The sequence below is a fragment of the Pseudoalteromonas sp. SCSIO 43101 genome, from assembly GCF_023650775.1.
Classification (GTDB): domain Bacteria; phylum Pseudomonadota; class Gammaproteobacteria; order Enterobacterales; family Alteromonadaceae; genus Pseudoalteromonas; species Pseudoalteromonas apostichopi.
The window spans coordinates 1,827,584-1,847,326 of sequence record NZ_CP072673.1 but is presented as its reverse complement, the minus strand read 5'-3'; the positions used below and the strand labels follow the sequence as shown (position 1 = coordinate 1,847,326).

Below are 19,743 nucleotides of genomic sequence, written 5' to 3'. Positions count from 1 at the left end.
AACCTGTATGGACTGCTTATATCAAAGATCATTTAGTTTAGACTGGCCTACAGTCAGTGAGATTCGCCATATTTTAAAACATGTTTTGACGGCGATCAGTGTTAAAAATCAAGATATAGATGCAGCAGGGTTAGTAGCAACCGAATACCTAACTAATCTGTTACGCCATAGCCAAGAAACGTCAATGCATGTGCAGTTTGCTATGCATAAACTGCCCGATAAACAGCTGCTAATAGAATTTAAAGACAGCATGCCAAGCTATGATTTATTTAATCAACAAGCATCAGGGTGGCAATTAGACAGTGGTGAATTAGTTGAAGGGGGTATGGGGGTTGCGCTCATCAAGCATTACTTTCCAAACGCTTGTTATAAAACTGTTGGCCAACAGAATACATTCTCTTTTTGTTTAACCAATATCGATAAACGACCCACGCTTATATACATAGACGATGATAAAGCACAACTTGCTTTACTGAATGCTTATTTATCTGAGCATTTTCAGGTTATTTGCTGTGAAGACAGTGAATCGGGTTGGCAAGAAATTCTCACCTCTGGGGCAACAATTTTATTGCTTGATCATAAACTTAAAAATGGCACAAGTGAGCCTTTACTTAAAAAGCTTAATCAATCTAACCTAAAAACTAATTTATCTGTGGTTATGCTGACAGGTGATGACAGTGAAGAACTTATAAAACGTATAAACCTGTTAGGTGTTGATGATTATTTAGTAAAACCCGTTAGCAAAACTCGGTTATTACAAAGTATCGAGCGCATTGTGCATCGTTTTTCTGCATTAAAGTATTTAATTAACGAAGAGCGTATGCAAACAAGGCAAAAAATAGGGGAGTTTAATGCCTATAATTTTGGCTCAATTATCAGCCAAAATGGAGGAGATTTTTGTATGTACCCCCACCAGCAGCAAGCGCCCGTGATCATTGGCGATATGATGGGGCACGGTATAACAGCACTAAAAGAAAGTTTTGCCATAAAGGGCTTTTTAAGTGGCTGTTTAGCGACAGAAATCCCAATACAAAACGTTTTAACAACCTTAAACCAAGCCCTGTATGAACAGCGGTTATGTAAAAATAGTCTAGTCACTTTACTAATAAGTTTTATTGAAAATAACACACTTCACTGGTTTAACGCAGGCCACCCAGCCCCCTGTGTGATAACCAAAAATGGCAAATTGATACAGCTAAGCGGCACTGATCCCTTACTAGGCCTTAGTGATGATCATGTTTATCAACATTATAGTTATGACTTAAATGACGTTGAACACATTTTATTATTCACCGATGGTTGGCTTGATAATCAGCAATTAAGCGATGTAGACCAAATTATTACTAAATTAACTGACGAAAATGTGCAAAGTGAAGAGTTTGCTTATGCACTTTGGCAGGCAAGCCAGGTTGAGTTAACTGCTGAAATAGACGATGCCTCGTTAATTGTGATCAATAAACACTAAAGTTTGAGTTTACAAACCGGTCAAATACGCACTAAGCTACTAATAAGGAACTGTTAAATAATCACTTTATCTCAGCATAAAACGATAATAAAGGAAGTCTGTAATGCCACCTAAAATACTCATTGTTGAAGATACAGAATCGCTAGCGCTGATGTACCAATCATATTTGATTCCAACCGGGGTCGAAACACGCATTGCCTACAATGGTGAACAAGCCGTAGTTGCTCTGCAGGAGTTTGAGCCTGATTTAGTGATTTTAGATGTTATGCTGCCAGATATGAACGGGCTAGATATTTTATCCTCTTTAGACCCAGACTCAGCTCCACAAGTGATTGTTTTAACAGGGCATGCCACTAAAGAAATGGCAATCAAAGCCATTAAACTCGGTGCCAGTGACTTTCTAGAAAAACCAATCGAAGCCGATCGTTTTCGCATTACAGTAAACAACGCATTAAAACTTAAAGATTTAAAACAAACAGTCAAAAGTTATCAGACGACCTACGAGAATGGTAAATATTATGATTTGATTGGTAGCTCATCAGAGATGCAATCTGTTTATCAAATCATAAAATCTGCTTCAGCGAGTAAAGCTACTGTTTTTATCACAGGTGAAAGCGGAACCGGTAAAGAACTATGTGCCCGTGCGGTGCATTTAGCCTCACCTCGTGCTAATAAACCTTTTGTAGCGCTTAACTGTGCAGCTATCCCTAAGGATTTAATTGAGAGTGAAATATTCGGTCACTTAAAGGGAGCATTTACCGGTGCGATAGCCAACCGGGAAGGGGCCGCAGGACAAGCCGATGGCGGTACTTTGTTTTTAGATGAACTATGTGAAATGGACATAAATTTACAAAGTAAGCTACTGCGCTTTATTCAAACCGGTTGTTATCAGCAAGTAGGTAGCGAAAAAGAAGTTAAAGTTGATGTCCGCTTTGTTTGTGCCACCAATCGAGACCCATTATTAGAAGTGCAAGAAGGCCGTTTTCGTGAAGACCTATATTACCGCTTACATGTTATCCCTATTGCATTACCCCCATTAAATCAGCGTGGTAAAGATGTAATAGAAATTGCTGATGCGTTATTTAAAAAGATCAGTAAAGAAGAAGGACGAGCATACAAAGGCATGTCAGAAGGGGTTAAAAACTTGTTTTTAAGCTATGCCTGGCCTGGTAATGTTCGCCAATTAGAAAATACTATTCGTAACATTCTCGTTTTGCATGATGAAGACTATATAGAAGCGAGTATGATCCCAGCCTTACCAAATGCACAAGGCCAAACACATACAGCCACAGCTGCTATTTCCACTGTTAATTCAGAAAGCATGGCAACAAAGAGCCTTGTAACACCGACAACAGAATCTGCTCCTGTAATGAGCGAAGTAGTAACAGCATTTTCTCAAGCTGATATTGAACCGCTTTGGTTAGTAGAAAAACGTTATATTGAGCAAGCCATTGATGCTTGTGATAACAATATTCCTAAAGCTGCAGCTCTTTTGGATGTGAGTCCATCTACGATTTATCGTAAAATTAAAAGCTGGGAAGAGATGCAAGTAAGCTAGAGCTATAGACTCTATCTAGCTGCTTAAATTGCTGCTCTCCAGAAAAACGTTGTTGAACAAGTTTTTGTGCATTGCCTTGCATGTAACTTCTTTGATCAACGCTCAACATAAGTACGTTGTTCAGCTGTTTATGCAAAGCGTCGCTTGTACTTTCAGTCATCATTAACCCATTTGATAGGTGCTTTATTATCTGTGGTAACTGACCAACAGGCGATGCAATAACGAGTACCCCGTGTGCCATAGCTTCTAATGCCACCATAGGTAGACCTTCAGCCCGAGAGCAGATCACCAATACATCAAGTTGTTGCCATATTTTTCGTTGGTCACACTGGCCATGATAACTCACCGCTGACATATCAAGCTCATTGACCATAGGGCCATCACCAAACATATGAAATTTTAAGTTAGGTGTGTTGAATCGTTTGGCTGTTTCAATAAAAATGTCAGGGCCTTTTTCATGGGATAAACGACCAACAAATCCAACGTTTAATTGATCATTATTTTTTATACCTAAAACTTTAGTATGCTCATTTACTGGAATAAAATTTTCAAGTAATTCAGCATTGTAAAGCTCTTCGGTGAGTTTGCTAGAAACAGCAAAGTTAAGTGAAAAGTAACTTAGCAGTTTGTCGAGCTTATTGTAAAAATAAACCTTCCCCGTGCCTGCTTCACCGGCATGATAGGTTGAAATACAAGGGCGGTTTTGCCAGCGACACACTAACTTGCCCATGATACTTGCCTTGTACCCATGGGTGTGGATTAACGCTGAGCGAGGAAACATTTTTAGTATTTCGTTCAAGCTTTTTAAATTTCCGCCAGCAAAACCGAAAGTGATATTTGCATTTTCTAAGCGCTTATATAATTCACGGTTATTATGATCTTGATAAAATAGTACCGAGCTCATAATATTATATCGTTCTAACAGCTTACTCATGGCAATCAAATGGCTTTCGATGCCACCAATTAAGCTTGAATCTACGAATAAAATAACACTGTATTTCATATTCACTCCAAGGTGAGACCATGATAGATACTGCGACCTATACGCAATTACAACAAGATGTTGGTGACGACCTAGCAAAACAACTTTTGCAGGTATATATCACTGAGTCCCGCCAAATCGTTGCTGATCTTGCTGATCTTGCTGACGCAACGAAACAGTCTGAAATCGAAATAAATGCCCACAGTTTAAAAAGCAGTAGCCGTAGTTACGGGGCATTAGCCGTAGGCGGCCTTGCAGAACAAATTGAGCAAAAAGCGAAGGCATCACAATTTGACGATGAACTACAAAGCTTAATAGCCTTACTGCAAGACCAATTTGCACAAACGCTAACTCACGCGCAAAGTTTGATTGCTACTGACTAGTTCCTCAGCTTCTAGGCTTAACGGCATTTTTAATATTTCGCCAAATACATTACTTAGCTGCTCAATGTCGTGCTGCTGGTTTGGCGATTTAACAACATCGTCAAAGTGAGACACAATTTCACTAAGCGCATCTAAAGAGATACTCATGTCACAAAACCGGTAACCAAGCATGCCTTCGAGCCAATCAACCGGTTGCATATCGAGCGATTTAATTACGCTGGCTTCTTTGGCAATATTTTCGATAAACAATCGGCATGCTGATGTTTGTTGCACCGCTTTAGCTATGTCTTCAACTAACATGGCAGGCATTACACTGGTAATTAAACTTCCAGGGCCAATTATTAGCATATCGGCGTTTTCAATAGCTTTAACCACACCAGGAGCAGCATTCACATCTTGTGAGAGCGTTAAATAGTCTGGGAGCTCTTCTTGTGAATCAATATCGCATTCACCAAATACTTTGATGCCTGATGACATAACCGCTAGTAAATCGGTCGGCTCGTCTGACATAGGTAGAATCGTTTCTGAATTGCCCAGCATAGCATTGAACCAAGCTACAGCTTGAGTTGCTGAATTAGTTTGTTGGGTTAAGCTTAATAAGGCTAAATTACCTAGGCTGTGGCCATTGAGTTCACCACCATCAAAACGATGGTGAAAAACTTGATGGATTAATGAGTCACTATCAGCTAATTGCAAACAACAGCGTCTAATATCACCAAGGGCAACTACATCTTGGCTTTGACGTAATTTACCTGTGCTGCCGCCGTTGTCTGTGGTTGCAACAATAGCTGTCAGTTCAGCGCAGTGAGGTCTAATAGCGCTTAACATATGGGATAAACCGTGTCCGCCGCCTATACATACTATTTTCATAACACTCGCCTTAATTAAGCTTATTTAATATTTAGGAAGCATGGCCCGTACCAAGTGTTCGGATTTATATAACACAATGAAATTTAAATAATTTATTTTGATATTTTTATGGCTAAACTGAGAACTGTTTTCTATATTTGCAATATGCGATGCAATATTAACTAGGAATGGCAATGGCAGAGTTAAACTTAGAGCAATTACAACTTGAGCTAACGGCATTTCATGGCATAAATGATAGCCGTGCATTAAAAGCTCAACTTGAAAAAGTGCTTCTGCCATATTTTTCGTTTAAAGAGTTTTGCTTAATAAACTTCGAAGATTCAAAAGCATCCCTCGAAATGCGTACTATTAAGTACATTGAATTTGACGAAACAATATTAAAGTCAAAGTTACAACAAGCGCAGTCACAGTGGTTATTTAATGAAGATAACTCACTGTTTTATAGTAATGAGTTCGTAAATAACCTAATTTTTCATGTTGATATCTCTGAACACACAACGCAGTGCTTGGTCTTTTTCGATATAAAAGAGCAGGCTAGTTTTAATGATAAATCACAAACCGCAATCAAAATCTTATTACAGCAAGTAGCGGTTCAATTAGCTGCGCAAACAAGGCTTAACCGGCAAAAGTTTCACTCAACCTCTTTACTAACAAGACTTGGAGAGTTATCAGAACTATTCAGAGACTTCGCCAGCGAATGGTTTTGGCGTACTAATAAAGATGAGCACTTTATTAATGTTTTAACTACCGCCAGCCATAGTAACTTATACAAACGCCATTTTTTACATAAAAATTTTGATGCCATTATCACTGAGCAGGAACAAAATCATTTAAAAAAATGGTCACACTTTAAACACTTGCTGGCAGATCATGCTGAGTTTTTAGATTTTGAATTTGAAGTTAATTCGTCGCCTCCGGCCTGGGTCTCTTTGAGTGGTAAGCCACAATTTGATTCAAGCGGGAAATTTCGCGGCTATTTAGGCATCGCAAAAGATATCACGGTTAACAAAGAGCGTGAGCAAGCACTACAATTAGCAAAAGAAAAAGCAGAAGAAGCAAACCAAGCAAAGTCACAGTTTTTAACTGTGATGTCCCATGAGATCAGAACTCCTATGAACGCCATTGTCGGCATGTTGGAGTTGTTAGCCGATTCAGAACTTAATGACAAACAAACTCGTTGGCTTGATTACGCAAACTCAAGCGCTGACTTATTGCTTGATTTGATCAGTGATGTACTGGATTTTTCAAAAATTGAAAGTGGCTCAATGGAGCTTGATGTTAAAGCAACAGATATAAATGCGTTAGTTAAAAATATTACTGCACAGTTTCAAGAAACCACTCAAGGCTCTAATGTCTTGTTTACCACAGAGATAAGCGATGGCTTACCCAACAAAATTAATATTGATGGGGTCCGGGTCGGGCAAATTCTGTTTAATATTTTAGATAATGCCTTCAAGTTTACCAAAGTAGGCACAGTGAATTTTAACGCTGACTTCAATGATACCCATTTGTTATTTGAGATAGCAGATACTGGGCAGGGGATCTCTCAATCTCAAATAGCCACCATTTACGATGCCTTTAAACAGCATGACTATGGTGTTAATCGACAAGTAGAAGGGATTGGCCTTGGGCTTAGCATTACCAAAAGCCTTGTTGATTTAATGAAAGGCGAGATTAGAGTAGCTAGTGCAATCAATATAGGCACTAAGTTTACTATTTATATTCCATATTCTGTTGTTGCCGATGATCAGCAATCAATAGAGCATGAGCAAACTCTTGAACCAATGGCTATTCTTGTTACAGAAGATAACAAAACCAACCAAGTGCTAATCAAAACCTTTTTAGAAAAGCTCAATCACCACGTTACCCTTGCAGATAATGGCCAACAAGCGATCGATAAGGTACAACAGCAACACTTTGATTTAGTTCTTATGGATATGATGATGCCAGTGATGGATGGTATTACCGCAACTAAATACATGCGTGAAGAATTAAAAATGACTTTACCCATTGTTGCCTTAACAGCTAATGCATCACATCAAGATAAAGCCACTTGCCTTGAGGCTGGTATGAACAAAGTGCTGACCAAACCAATTCGATTTCATGATCTAAACCGCGCACTACGCATTTTGTTTAGCCAATAAAGAAGCCCCAAAATAATGGGGCTTCTTTATTTTACAACACCATTGCCGCAACCCAGCCAGCAACAAGTAGCGGAATATTAAAATGGATGAAAGTGGGCACCACTGAATCCCAAATATGGTCGTGTTGACCATCTGCATTTAGACCGGATGTTGGGCCAAGTGTTGAGTCAGAAGCAGGGGAGCCTGCATCACCTAGTGCTCCAGCAGTACCAACCAGTGCAGCTGTAGCCATTACCGAAAAATTTAGTTCCAAGCATAATGGTACAAATAGAGTCGCGATAATTGGCACCGTCGAAAACGAGCTACCTATGCCCATGGTTATTAGTAATCCAACGAGTAAAATCAATGCAGCCGCAAGAGGTTTATTACCTTCAATGATACCTGCTGCAGAGCTAACTAATGAGGCTACATCACCCGTTGCTTGCATAACTGAAGCAAAGCCCTGTGCAGAAATCATAATAAAGCCAATCATCGCCATCATAGCAATGCCTTTACTAAAAACATCACCGTTTTGTTCAAGTTTTACAACACCAAACAAGGTAAATATGGCCACACCAACAAGACCACCAAGGATCATTGAATCACTGATATTTTGTGCGACTAAAGAGCAAAGTACGGCTGTTATGCCCACAACTAATACCTTTTTAGGTTGTTCTATCACAACTTCATTTTGTTGTTCTGTTAAAATATGCGAGTCGTAACTACGGCGTTTTCGATAGCTAATAAACACCGCAACGAATAAACCAAACAACATTCCAATAGCTGGAATGATCATTGCCATCGGTACTTGTGTATTCACAATTTCTAAGCCATTTTCAGTGAGGTTTTTGTGTAGTATCGAGTATAAGTAAATGCCACCAAAACCATAAGGTAGCACCATATAAGAGGTAGCTAAGCCGAAGGTTAAAATACACGCAATGGCACGTCTATCAAGGCGTAACTTGTTAAACACCACAAGTAATGGCGGAATTAGAATGGGTATAAAAGCAATATGTACGGGTATCAAATTTTGCGACGAAATCGCACACAGCAAAATAATACTTAATATAAGATAACTAAGTGTAGTTTCGCCTTTATGGCTGTTTTCGTTTACTTGCTTTAGTAACTTAGACGCTAAAATGCGTGTTAAACCCGACTTAGATATAGCCACCGCAAATGCACCTAACATCGCATAGCTAAGCGCTATTTCAGCGCCACCCGATAAACCATCATTAAATGCATTAACGGTTTGAGATAAACCCAGGCCTGCGGTCAAACCCGCAACAATTGCGCTTAGCGTCATCGCCACAATGACATTAATTCGACAAAGTGTCAGGATCAGCATCAACATAACGCCGACAATTACTGCATTCATATTGTTCTCTATTTGGCTGTTTTGAGAGAGTTTAACAGAACTCGCACGCGGTTTTTGCGGTTTTGGTTATATGAATGCTGTTGATAACGTACTTCGATGATTATTTGCTCAAACTCGCTTAGGTATGCCTCTGATCTAGGCTTTTGCTGTTTAATTAAAGCAATATTTTGTAGTGGCGTGTTAGTGTCTAGAGGCTCTATACCTTGCTTTTTTGCCCACTGATAAAGCTTAGTGATGTCATCAACCAACGGTTCACTACTTCGAATAGGGCGTTTGTTATATAAGAAATAACCAGTAAAGCTCAGTAATAACGTACCTAATACAATTAATGGTGTTAGCCATGCAGACTTATTACCAAACAGTGAATCAAACAAACTTTGCTGTGATTCTTGGTCAAACGTAAGCACCCAGTTAGTCCATTTATAATCGAGCTCTTCAAGGTGAATTCGCAACCAGTTAATTGCTTTAAAATGGCTCCAACGTTTTAAACCAAAGTTAAGATTGTCGTTAAAGCTTTCATTTAAATCACCTAGCTGAGATAACGAGCCGTTTAAACGCTCAGGGGCAACAACAGCGGTTGCATCGAATATATGCCATTTTTCATCAAAGAACACTTCAACCCACGCATGAGCATCGTATTGATATATGTTTAAAGTAGATGCTTTAGTTTGCTCACCACCTAAATAACCTGACACAACACGGGCAGGGTAACCGGCAACACGAAACATAAATGCAGCGGTGCTCGCATAGTGCCCACAAAAGCCCCGTTTGGTATCAAATACAAACTGGTCTAGTGTATTATCACCATACATAGGCGTAGGTGTTAATGTGTAAGCAAACTGCTGCTGATTAAAGTAATTAAGTAGTGCATTAAAGTAACTTTGAGCATTTTCATGCTCAGCAGACAACTGTTTTGCTAGTGCCGTTGTTTGTGGATTGGTTGTTTTAGGTAAGCGAGTGTATAAGCGTTTTTCAAAGTTATTTAGGCTCAGCATAGCCTCACTACTGGTTACCACGTATTTAATATTTTTGTTTAAGTTACCTTTTCGCTTTAACAAACCATTGTAAGTAGAGAACACATCTGAATTAGCACTTTGTGCAAACCCAAGGGCAAACAACCAATTTGAAGATGATGGCTCTGCAATAATCTGATAATTTACGCTATTACTTTGAGTAACTGTACGGCGAATTTGGTTAAATTGTTGAGATTTCAAAATGTCCGATATTAACCATTCACTGCCATTAAACTCATCATGAATAAGGCTGCGCCAGTAATAGGGGGCCTGTAAGGCTTGCCCAGGCTGTTGTTCTACCCGAAAAACCAAATCATCTGACTCAGCTAATTTCGCAATCGAGAATGGGTTAACCTGTTCTGATAAGCCTGTTTTAGCAAGTTTTGGCCCCGGTAATTGCCAAAACGCCGGTATTTTCGGTAAAAACAAAATCAAAAATGCCGCTATGGGTAAAGCTAGTAGTATGGTTTTAAAACTTTGTTTATTAGCGGCCTTAAAGCTTTGTGGGCTAGTTAAATAGCCAAGCACCGCAAAGTTAACAATATAAAGTGCACTCACAATCAAGGTTTCAAACAATCCTTGATGGAATAAATACACCGTTGAAAGGTTAAAAAACACAAGTAAACAAACGGTTTGATACTGTTTAACGGTTTTGGCTTGTAATAATTTAAAGCTACTAGCAAGTAGCATCATCGATACAAATAGCTTTACTGTATCGCCCACGCCAACCAGAACAAATAAGGCAACTAAGCAAATTGCTGCCAACATATTCGCGACCAATCCATTTAGTTTTTTATAAAATTTACCTAAAAACAGGTTTAAAAAACTGAGGCCAGCCAATATGGCTAGAAATGGAGTAGTTACTTCAGTAAACAAAAAACCACTAATAACAATAAACAGAAGTGATAAAACGGTATTAATAAGCGGGGTATTCATGCTAAAACTCCGCTAAAGCTTTCAGGCAAGTTTCTTGATGACTTCGCCCTAAACCTTTTGTGATATGTTTATTGGGTAAAGTTAACGAAAAAGCGATTTGTTGATCGGTTAACTGGTTTACTAAAAAACATAATTGGCTTAATCGATGCTCGTTATTTCCTGTTAACGTATTGTAATTAAGAGCTAATTCCTGTGATGCATCACTGGTAAACTCTTTCGTTAATAGCTGCTGAGTTTTAGCGTAGTGTTTCCACGACACCTTATTAAGTGCAGTGCCTTGCACAAAAGAAGTGAGTTGATAAAAGTCATCATTACCGGCTTTGATTTGTGCATTATCGCCATCATGTTCGTCATTGTCTTGAAGTTGTGTATCAAGCTTTTCTGTGGGTATTGGCTTTGGATAAACATAAACTGTATCTATGGGCTCTATGTAGCTCCAAACCGACACTAAGCCAAAAGGGAAATGACTAATGATTTTTATTCTATCAAAGCAATAAGCACCACGTTCGCTACATTTAAGTGCTATTTCAACTAAGTTTTTCTCGTTGCTTTGTAGTGAAACAGCTTCAGATTCGATGTTATTATTGATTAGTTTTACTAATTCGCAGCGTGATTTTGCTTGTAGTTCAAAGCGTGCTACGGGCGCTTTGGGTGCATAATCTTCCTTCACTGAAAGATATTTAACCAATAAACCTCTGACATTTTTATAGCCAGTTAGTATCGCAAATACCATAACAACAACCATTAAATAAGCCATCGCTAATATAAGGTTATTTTGATAGTTAATACCCATCACAAAGTTAAGTAGGGCAATTATTAGAAACTGCCCACCAAGTTTAGAAGGAAGCACATAAATAGTTTTATGTTGGAGTTCAATTTCGTTTTTTTTATGTTTGTTTTTTAATAACTTATTAAAAACTAATTGACGAAATTGTTTAACAAAAGCAGGGCGCTTTAACATGTTTACAAGCTTACAGGCACATGTTTAAGTGCATAACCACTGTCGCCAGAATTTAACCCCAATCGGTGATCAGTCACGCTAGGAAAAACCGCTTGTACATCTTCAGGCAAAACAAAATCACGACCTTCGATATACGCCCATGACTTTGCAGCACGAGCAAGTGCAATACTTGCTCTTGGTGATAATGGGTTTACAAAATGACTATCTTGGCGAGTAAAAGCGACTAGTTCGAGTATGTAGTCAACAACCGTATGACTTATTGTTACAGTATTAATTTCTTTTTGAATAACAGCGAGTTGTTCTGAGTTAATGCGAACAGGTAAATCATCATAGTTACGGTTGTTTAGACCTAAAATAAGGTTTTTCTCGGCTTGTTTATCAGGAAAACCTAAACTGATACGCATGAAAAATCGGTCTAATTGTGACTCTGGTAACGGATAAGTTCCAGATTGGTGCACTGGGTTTTGAGTTGCAATAACAAAAAATGGTGATGGTAGGGCGTGTTTAACCGAATCCACCGTCACTTGTTTTTCTTCCATTGCCTCTAAAAGCGCACTTTGTGTTTTAGGACCAGCACGATTAATTTCATCACCTAAAACAACTTGGCTAAATACAGGGCCTTGATGAAAAGAAAAACTATGTTCTTTAGCATCAAAAATGTTTGTACCAAGAATATCAGAAGGTAATAAATCACTTGTGAATTGAATACGTTGATACGACAATCCAAGAACTGCTGCAAGTGCATGAGATAAAGTGGTTTTTCCCATACCAGGCAAATCCTCAATGAGCAAATGACCTTTACTGAATAAGCATGCTAAAGCAAGTTTAATTTGTTGTTGTTTGCCAAAAATGACCGTAGACAGATCATCAATTATGAGTTGGATTGTCGAATTCATAAACTACTTAATTTGTTATGGTTTCCATCAATTCTAGACGTTTCATAACAGAGTCGACTTTTTTTGAGTTAAAAGGTTTAGCAATAAAACCTCGGGCGCCTAATTCCCAAGTGTTTTGAACATTCTCAAGACTGTTATGACCTGAACACATAACAACGTGAGTATGGGGATGTCGGTCATTCAAATATTCAAGAATTTCCTCACCGTCAGTGTTAGGTAGCTCAATATCAAGAAAGATAACGTTTGGTGACTTTTCTTCAATTAGAGTTTTGGCTGATTCAAAATCTCGACTTTCTAAAATATCGTCAAAACCAAGACCAGTTAAAATTTGATTTAGATAGTCGCGAATATCTTGCATATCGTCGATTATCAGAATAGGTTCTAACGGTTTCACAAATTCCATATCGTTTACATCTTATCGTTACATCTTAAGTTGATAGTTTTAATATATGTCATGCGATAAGTAAGCTCAAGAAACTCAGACTAATAAAATAGATAATATGACAAAACACCATCACTATGTCCGATACCGTCTAGTATTGGACTTAGCGTATATAAAGAATAGGTACCACGATATACCATTGCGTTACTTCCTATAATTTATATTATGTTAAATAAGATATTTGTCTTTATAACCAGCCTCACTAGTCGTTAGATTTTAAGGTTTTTTAGCCCCTTTTTTGCTTAATTTGGGTTTTCACGGTTTTATAGTTTTTTATAAACTGCTCATTTTTACTTTGTAAATTTTCAACCAAACTTACTTCATTCCAATAAGACTACAACGATGACTTTTTACAAACCTAGATTTGAAATGCCTTTCTTGTACGGCTTCCCAAAAATATAAAAGCAATTTTTTCACTGCCTGTAACCGTAATGGCTTTAAGTTCATTGACTATGATTTACTGTTCGTTATAACCAAAGCCACTTAGATGCCCTACAAATTCAAATTGGGCAGCTGTACGATTTGATTTAAGTAAGTTAGACGCTGAATATCATTGGTAATGAATTAATCAAAATGAGTGATCAACTGCTTTGTAAGAATTTACAATTTCTGAATATAAAAATGATTTATTAATTTTAGACTTTCAAAAACTCCCAGTTACATTAATACGTAGCCAACTACGTACCAGCCAATTGGCCAAAACGCTAACAAACTATATGTGATTAGGTTTGCATTCCTAACTTTAGTCTTAATGTCATTTTTATTGAGTCCGGTATCTGCAAGCATTTTCTTTGAAACTAAAAATTCAGACCACCATGATACAAAATAAAATGGAATAAGTAGGAATAACCCTGCAAATAAAATCATCCAATGTAAGTCAGATTCATAAGGGATTAACCAAGGTGCTTGCCACGTTACTGCTAACATTTTGCCGACAAATGTATCCACGCCATACGCTCCGCCACCACCTGTCAGCATTTGTATTAAAACAAGAATTACCCAAGTTAGAGGAACCCCAACAATTGTAGATACTAAGTTTGAAACAAATGCCGTTTTTACCGATAGTGCTTTAGTTAAACTTAAGCTATTTCGAAGGTATATTGCTTCAATAGCAATTATTGGTAACAAAGAAATCGAATACACAGGCACTGCCAGCATAATCATAGGGAGTCCTGCGTTTGCTGAAGCACCAAAAGAGATAATAACGAGGGGTAATAAAAAAAGAAAAATTATGAATTTATTCAAAACTATCCTTAGTGTTCTGTTCTTCCTTATACTTAACTGTCAATTTAACTTAATGTTATTTCCAAATCAAAGTCTACTCAAAGTATCTGTTTGTGCACTTAATTTAAGCTAGAAATTGGGTTTAGCTTCATAAGCGTTACTCAGTCTTACGAACTTTAAATGTGTCTTAGATAGCAATATTTATCCTGTAGTTTCGTTATATCTTCACCATGTTTTCAATTACGCGCTTTATCTAAGTAATATCTGTTTTCACTTTGGCAACGGTGGCGTACGCGCCACCAATTTGAACAATAACAATTAAAAGTAGGTTTATTGAGTTTGCATCGGCGGTCATACCCTGCCCCTTCGCTGCTAGAGTTATTCTCAGCATCAACTAAACCATCAATTAAAACTCGGTATTGCGGTTTTAATAGGAAATTAGCGTCAAACTAATTAAGGTCTAAGGAAATTAGCCATAAATCTCAAGTAACTCCACCATTCAAATCCTTTTCGATTCGTGTTTAATGAAGACACCTTTAATAATGCTCAAGCCTAGAGTCTTTGATTGGGTTTTAAGTAGTTACCAATCTGTTTAACACACAGAATTTGACTTCTGTGGTGTCTGAATATTTGAAGTGGATTTTGTCGTATGTCAGACCAACGGGAACGTCTAAAGAAACTGTGTTACCAGGTTCAACGGCTGTAATACTTGGAAGTTTTGAAATATTGCGTATTGACAGCTCCTAGTTAATTAAGTTTTAAACTGTAAGCAATGCGCGAACTTTGTTGATAGCAGCAAAAAAACTAATGCCATAGCAACAGTGATCAAACGATTTTTAGTAAACATGTGCGGCTCCAAATGTAGTTGCACGGGATTGGAGCCTGGAGAGTAAAGGGATATAAAAAAGGCCGTATTAGCTTTACTTATAGCGAATACGGCCTAGTTCAAAAAAGCAAATATTTTCACTATATATCAAAATTCTCATTAGCTTTTTTGAACCGATTTACTGCATCTTCATACCTTTTCAAAGTTGTAAATTTAAGATCTGCAAATTTTTTAGCAGACTCAAAAACATCATTATCACTATCAAGAATCCTGTTTATTAATAATGATTTTTGAAAAACCTCCGTGTCCATATCGTTGTAGAGTTGCTTGACTTAACTAATAGTTGTATATCTATCAAGTCTATTCTCTTGAAGTAAATCTAACTTTTCAAGCTCTGAGATAGTGCCCTTTACAGACTCAATTTTTCTTTCAACTATCTTTAGGTGCTCTCTAATAAATATTGAATTGTTCTTATGCCTATTATCAAAATAAATTTTATTTAGATTACTTAGAACATCTTTCTGCATGGCAATATGTTTATGCAATAAAATTAGCGTTTCTTTCTTTATGTTTAACAACTCAACTTCATCATTTGATTTCTTTGTTCTTCGGTTAAATTGAAAAGAGTTATATGCAACAATAAAAGTAAATATGGTAACTATAGCTATAAGAAGTGGTTGTATAATTAATAAGAAATTTATTACAGACTCAATTTTTTTTAAATCCAAAATGTAAACCCATTAAAATTTAATTGTTTCTAGTTTGGCTTGTTCAGTACCTTTACGCAACCAATACTGAATTTGTTTGCGATCAATGTTCTCTATTGATTGCAGTTCTTGAACTGTTAAACCCATTTCAGCGATTATATACTTATAACTTGCTACTGACTTAAGCGCTGCACACTACATAAATTCAACTTAGTTAAGAAGGACTTTATCTACCCCCTTTGGTCGTTAAGTTATAGCTTATTACCTACCGCCATACTTGCGGACTTTTCTGCACAACTCGCTCCAAAAAGGCGGCGCCTAACTTACTCAGGTAACATCTGCAATTTCATCTGAGATTATTTTGAAAATAAATAATATTTGCTCTAAGAGGGCTAAAAACTATTTCATTCCCCCCAATTAAACGCCCTAGCAACACCTAGCCCAATTTCATGCAGCACTACAAACCCCGCGCCGTAGAGAGTGGCCCAAGCTGGGATAATGATAAAGTCGAGTGTTGAGGTTGATGATGAAACTGAGACTTCTTGGTAATTAGTAAGCCATGGATAAAAACCTACGCTGTAGAGAATAACAATAGGTGCGGCAAAGAGTACTAAACGTAGTTTTCGTGCTTTAAAAAACGGTATAAATGAAGCTCCTAGCATCAATAATAACGGCACAAACACGTAGACTACAGAGGTAAAATCATTGAGCTTCATGCCTAAACCAACGGTTACAATAAGCATGAATAAAGCAATAAAAATGCGGTAAGCGGCTGTAAAATTCATTGTCATTCCTTGTAATAAACCTACAACCACCCTAGCATGGTAATTTTTAAATGTATATTTTATATGACAATTATCTTATTGCACTCGATACTTTCTACGAAATACTTATCATGGCTTACTACTATAAACCCACCTTTAAAGTCTTGTAATGATTTTGCTAATAACTGTTTTGATTCAAAGTCTAGGTGATTATCAGGCTCGTCTAATAACAAGAATGCAGTGCTTTCAATATTACTAACAATACACATGGCGAGCTTCATTTTCTCGCCACCACTCAAAAATGCGGCGTGTTTAAATACAGCATCCTTTCTAAAGCCAATACTTGCAAGTAAAGTTCGCGCGGTGCTCTGGCTTAAATCTTTACAGTAAGTCATGAGATTTTCAAGCATGGTTAGCTCGTTGTTTATGAGTGTAAAATGTTGGTCTAAATAATAAAGAGCTTGGTTGCAATATAACTCCCCTACTTTAGCTGGTATCTCTCCTATAAGAGTTTTAAGTAAGGTTGATTTTCCGGCGCCATTAGCGCCAGCTAAATGAACTTTATCATCACTGTACACCTGAAAAGTTAGCGACTTTTGGGCACCATATGCTAATACTACATTATCCAGGCTGAGTACTTTGTGATGCTTAGCCTCATCTGTTTGCGATAAATAAAATTGTTGGGCTTTCACTTGTTCAAGCTGACTTAAAAATTGTTGTTTATTGCTATTTAGCTTACCTTCTCGCTTAGCGGTATTTTTACTTTGCGAAGATAAATTTGCACTGGCTTTATCTTTTTTCGCATCCATTAACACTTTAGGTTGGCTACCAGACTTTCTAAGTGCTGCGCCCTGAGCTGCTCGCTTAAGTGTTTTTTGCTGTTTTAATTGCTCTGCTGCTTTGAGTATAGTTTGCTGTTTAACTACGTGGTTTAGTTTGTTTGCAAGCGCAGCAACTTGCTTGTGCTTTTGACTTTGGTATTGTGAAAAACACGTACCATATTGTGTTAAACCAAGGGTTGTTAGTTCCCATATTTCATGTGCTTGTTCTAATAATTCTTGGTCGTGACTAATCAGTAATATTTGTCCTTTGAATTTGTTAATTTGCTCTATAAGCCAGCGCTTACCGTGTGCATCTAGGTGGTTTGAAGGTTCATCGAGTATTAAAATATCGTGATTAAAGAAGTTAAATAGTGCCCAGAGCTTTAATTGACTAAACTGGCCGCCGCTTAAATATTTGCTTAATGAGTTAGGGATTTTGCTTTTTATACCTAACCTCAAAAGCTCTGCCTTATAGCGCTCTGGTAAGTCCCAATTGTCTTCTAGTAAAGTTAAATTTTGCTCTGTAACTTGCCCTTGGTTTATCGCTTCAAGGGCATTAAACATAGACTCTAAGCCAATAGCCTCTGCAATTGTTAGATTATCAGCCTGATTTACATCGTCCATTTGCTCATAAAAGCCAAGGGTTGAATTACAAACAACCGTGCCAGAGCTTGGCTTTTTTTGCTTAGCAAGTATTGACGCTAATATAGATTTACCGCAGCCGTTCCTGCCAACTAACGCAGTAACTTTTGCAGTGAGAGAAAATGAAAGGTCGTTAAATACAACATCGCCATTGCCATGTTGATAACATAAATTGAAAGCTTGAAGTTGTGGCATAGTGCCTCCTGTAGTACAGGGGCAGTGATACCAATCCACAATAATACTTAATCATTTTGAGGGATAAAACCTGCCGCTACCTTCGTTAAAAATATCTCATTAAGAACAACTTAATAACGAAATTTTTGCCTTGTTATCGACGATGTTTTATTGCCTCAAAATAGACCACTTAATTAAGAGAATTGGTATTAGGCGTTTGATCACACGAGAAGGAATATAATGTAAGTGATAGTGAGCAACGCCTACTAACCCTGTTGGTCCAAAAAGATAAATTGAAATTGGATAACAGGTTTAGATGTTCATGTTGGCGGCTACTCCTAAAAATGAGCTCTTATAATAACCATCCACTGCCTAAATGGCAACGAGTTATGTTACTCTTAAGCCACTGAACATTTAAAGGAATCTATTTTGAATTTAGTTGAAAGCCAGCATGCCTCACAAAACCCTATTCAAGTTAAGCTGCAAATTGCTGAACATAAGCGTGTTTTTGTCATTGGCGATTTAGATGCAGATTTAGCTAAATTTGAACAGGCGCTCTGCTCTGTCAATTTTAATCCAAGCACGGATATTCTTTTTTCACTCGGCGATGTAATAGACCGGGGTGATAACAGCATTGCTTTATTAAGACGTTTTAAAGAGTTGGGTGTAAACATGTGTTTAGGTAACCACGAGCACATGCTACTTGAATCATTATTAGCAAATAATGAAGATTATTATCGCTTATGGGTTGAAAATGGCGGCCATTGGCACACCCAAGCAACCGATGAAGAGCTTAAATTTGTCTTTCAGCAACTTCTAAAATGCCCTCTTTCTTATTTTGTTGAATACGCGGGTATAAAAATCGGCCTCTCGCATACCACGTGCGCTGATTGGGATTGGAATAATCCAACAAAAGATAAAGAAAAGGCTATTAGTTTACTACTTTGGGATAGAGCTTTAACCAAAGCAAAGAAGCCAGTAATAAACCCAAGTATCGATTTTTCAGTGCACGGTCATAACACCACTAAAGAGCCTTATTGGCTAGGTAATAGCTATCATCTTGACACTAATTACCTCAGTGGTGAGCCTACTATAGTTGAGCTTAAAACACTGATAAACCAGTTTTCATCAATGTAAGCTGGCCAGTCGTTCGACAGTTTGATCATCAAGGTATTTTTTATAGGTGAGCCGTGCATGCCACAGCTGCTCATCGTTTTCTTGAATGTAAATAATTGGGCCAGCAACTTTATTCGCTAAGCTAGTTAATTTACTGTATTCACGGGTATCAATTATGCCATCGCTGAAGTAGCTTCGTGCCGTATTTAAAAATTGCTCTTCTTTATAGATATCGCTATGCCAAATTAACGAACGATACATACTTGCTGTTATTTCGGATGGCTTGTCATTCGAACGAAAGAGTTTCACTTCTGTATAAATTGAATTACCGGTGATTACAATCCCTATTAACGACAACGTCGTAAGAGTCATCATCCATTTCATGCTCTATTCCTCAAAATTAGGTACTAACCTAACTATAGGTGATGAAGATGAATGTATGCTGTTTATTTAATTAATTAGGAT

General features: G+C 37.6%; 19 protein-coding genes. 5 read left to right on the top strand and 14 right to left on the bottom strand.

What is annotated here, in order from left to right; translation table 11 throughout:
* The first annotated feature begins 7 nt into the window (after nt 1-7).
* The gene (locus tag J8Z25_RS08665; RefSeq protein WP_250661998.1) at nt 8-1,465 is read left to right on the top strand and encodes a SpoIIE family protein phosphatase; all 1,458 of its coding nucleotides are present in this window, start codon (nt 8-10) and stop codon (nt 1,463-1,465) included.
* 103 nt (nt 1,466-1,568) lie between these two features.
* Nucleotides 1,569-3,023, top strand: coding sequence for a sigma-54-dependent transcriptional regulator (locus tag J8Z25_RS08660; RefSeq protein ID WP_178926971.1), 1,455 nt, complete (start codon nt 1,569-1,571; stop codon nt 3,021-3,023).
* Here the strand turns inward: J8Z25_RS08660 and J8Z25_RS08655 are convergent.
* Nucleotides 2,992-4,026 (bottom strand): glycosyltransferase family 4 protein, encoded by a 1,035-nt coding sequence (locus J8Z25_RS08655; protein WP_239977078.1) that lies wholly within the window; start codon nt 4,024-4,026, stop codon nt 2,992-2,994. The two genes, J8Z25_RS08660 and J8Z25_RS08655, sit on opposite strands and share 32 nt — an antisense overlap.
* Nucleotides 4,027-4,046: 20 nt before the next feature.
* Here J8Z25_RS08655 and J8Z25_RS08650 point away from each other — a divergent pair, with 20 nt between their 5' ends.
* Nucleotides 4,047-4,388 carry an Hpt domain-containing protein gene (locus J8Z25_RS08650; protein WP_250661997.1) on the top strand — a complete coding sequence of 114 codons (342 nt, stop codon included), beginning with the start codon at nt 4,047-4,049 and terminating at the stop codon, nt 4,386-4,388.
* On the opposite strand, the gene J8Z25_RS08645 is transcribed toward J8Z25_RS08650, so the two are convergent.
* The gene (locus J8Z25_RS08645; RefSeq protein ID WP_178926969.1) at nt 4,353-5,258 is read right to left on the bottom strand and encodes a gluconeogenesis factor YvcK family protein; all 906 of its coding nucleotides are present in this window, start codon (nt 5,256-5,258) and stop codon (nt 4,353-4,355) included. The two genes, J8Z25_RS08650 and J8Z25_RS08645, sit on opposite strands and share 36 nt — an antisense overlap.
* Before the next feature lie 173 nt (nt 5,259-5,431).
* Here J8Z25_RS08645 and J8Z25_RS08640 point away from each other — a divergent pair, with 173 nt between their 5' ends.
* On the top strand, nt 5,432-7,402 hold the full coding sequence (locus tag J8Z25_RS08640; RefSeq protein WP_250661996.1) for a response regulator: 1,971 nt from the start codon (nt 5,432-5,434) through the stop codon (nt 7,400-7,402).
* 31 nt (nt 7,403-7,433) lie between these two features.
* Here the strand turns inward: J8Z25_RS08640 and J8Z25_RS08635 are convergent, their stop codons facing one another.
* From J8Z25_RS08635 to J8Z25_RS08590, 11 genes are all read right to left on the bottom strand, one after another.
* Nucleotides 7,434-8,756 carry a Na+/H+ antiporter family protein gene (locus J8Z25_RS08635; protein ID WP_250661995.1) on the bottom strand — a complete coding sequence of 441 codons (1,323 nt, stop codon included), beginning with the start codon at nt 8,754-8,756 and terminating at the stop codon, nt 7,434-7,436.
* An 8-nt stretch (nt 8,757-8,764) separates the two neighbouring features.
* On the bottom strand, nt 8,765-10,705 hold the full coding sequence (locus tag J8Z25_RS08630; protein WP_250661994.1) for a transglutaminase TgpA family protein: 1,941 nt from the start codon (nt 10,703-10,705) through the stop codon (nt 8,765-8,767).
* Nucleotide 10,706: 1 nt separating this feature from the next.
* A complete protein-coding gene (locus tag J8Z25_RS08625; protein WP_250661993.1) occupies nt 10,707-11,666 on the bottom strand; it encodes a DUF58 domain-containing protein in 960 nt (319 codons plus the stop codon).
* A gap of 2 nt (nt 11,667-11,668) precedes the next feature.
* Nucleotides 11,669-12,562 carry an AAA family ATPase gene (locus J8Z25_RS08620; RefSeq protein WP_130051500.1) on the bottom strand — a complete coding sequence of 298 codons (894 nt, stop codon included), beginning with the start codon at nt 12,560-12,562 and terminating at the stop codon, nt 11,669-11,671.
* 7 nt (nt 12,563-12,569) lie between these two features.
* Nucleotides 12,570-12,965: a response regulator gene (locus tag J8Z25_RS08615; RefSeq protein ID WP_130051501.1), complete on the bottom strand. Its 396-nt coding sequence runs from the start codon at nt 12,963-12,965 to the stop codon at nt 12,570-12,572.
* A gap of 696 nt (nt 12,966-13,661) precedes the next feature.
* Nucleotides 13,662-14,168: a hypothetical protein gene (locus tag J8Z25_RS08610; protein WP_250661992.1), complete on the bottom strand. Its 507-nt coding sequence runs from the start codon at nt 14,166-14,168 to the stop codon at nt 13,662-13,664.
* 313 nt (nt 14,169-14,481) lie between these two features.
* Nucleotides 14,482-14,619: a hypothetical protein gene (locus tag J8Z25_RS08605; RefSeq protein WP_250661991.1), complete on the bottom strand. Its 138-nt coding sequence runs from the start codon at nt 14,617-14,619 to the stop codon at nt 14,482-14,484.
* Between the two features lie 181 nt (nt 14,620-14,800).
* A complete protein-coding gene (locus J8Z25_RS20850; protein ID WP_502934602.1) occupies nt 14,801-14,953 on the bottom strand; it encodes a major capsid protein P2 in 153 nt (50 codons plus the stop codon).
* A 433-nt stretch (nt 14,954-15,386) separates the two neighbouring features.
* Nucleotides 15,387-15,782, bottom strand: coding sequence for a hypothetical protein (locus tag J8Z25_RS08600; RefSeq protein WP_250661990.1), 396 nt, complete (start codon nt 15,780-15,782; stop codon nt 15,387-15,389).
* Nucleotides 15,783-16,165: 383 nt separating this feature from the next.
* On the bottom strand, nt 16,166-16,546 hold the full coding sequence (locus J8Z25_RS08595) for a hypothetical protein (RefSeq protein WP_250661989.1): 381 nt from the start codon (nt 16,544-16,546) through the stop codon (nt 16,166-16,168).
* A gap of 59 nt (nt 16,547-16,605) precedes the next feature.
* A complete protein-coding gene (locus J8Z25_RS08590) occupies nt 16,606-18,183 on the bottom strand; it encodes an ATP-binding cassette domain-containing protein (RefSeq protein WP_250661988.1) in 1,578 nt (525 codons plus the stop codon).
* A gap of 408 nt (nt 18,184-18,591) precedes the next feature.
* Between J8Z25_RS08590 and J8Z25_RS08585 the strand changes: the two genes are divergently transcribed.
* Complete coding sequence (locus J8Z25_RS08585) at nt 18,592-19,299, top strand: metallophosphoesterase (RefSeq protein ID WP_250661987.1); 708 nt, start codon at nt 18,592-18,594, stop codon at nt 19,297-19,299.
* Here the strand turns inward: J8Z25_RS08585 and J8Z25_RS08580 are convergent.
* Nucleotides 19,291-19,662 carry a hypothetical protein gene (locus tag J8Z25_RS08580; RefSeq protein ID WP_130051506.1) on the bottom strand — a complete coding sequence of 124 codons (372 nt, stop codon included), beginning with the start codon at nt 19,660-19,662 and terminating at the stop codon, nt 19,291-19,293. The genes J8Z25_RS08585 and J8Z25_RS08580 overlap by 9 nt on opposite strands.
* Nucleotides 19,663-19,743: the final 81 nt, after the last annotated feature.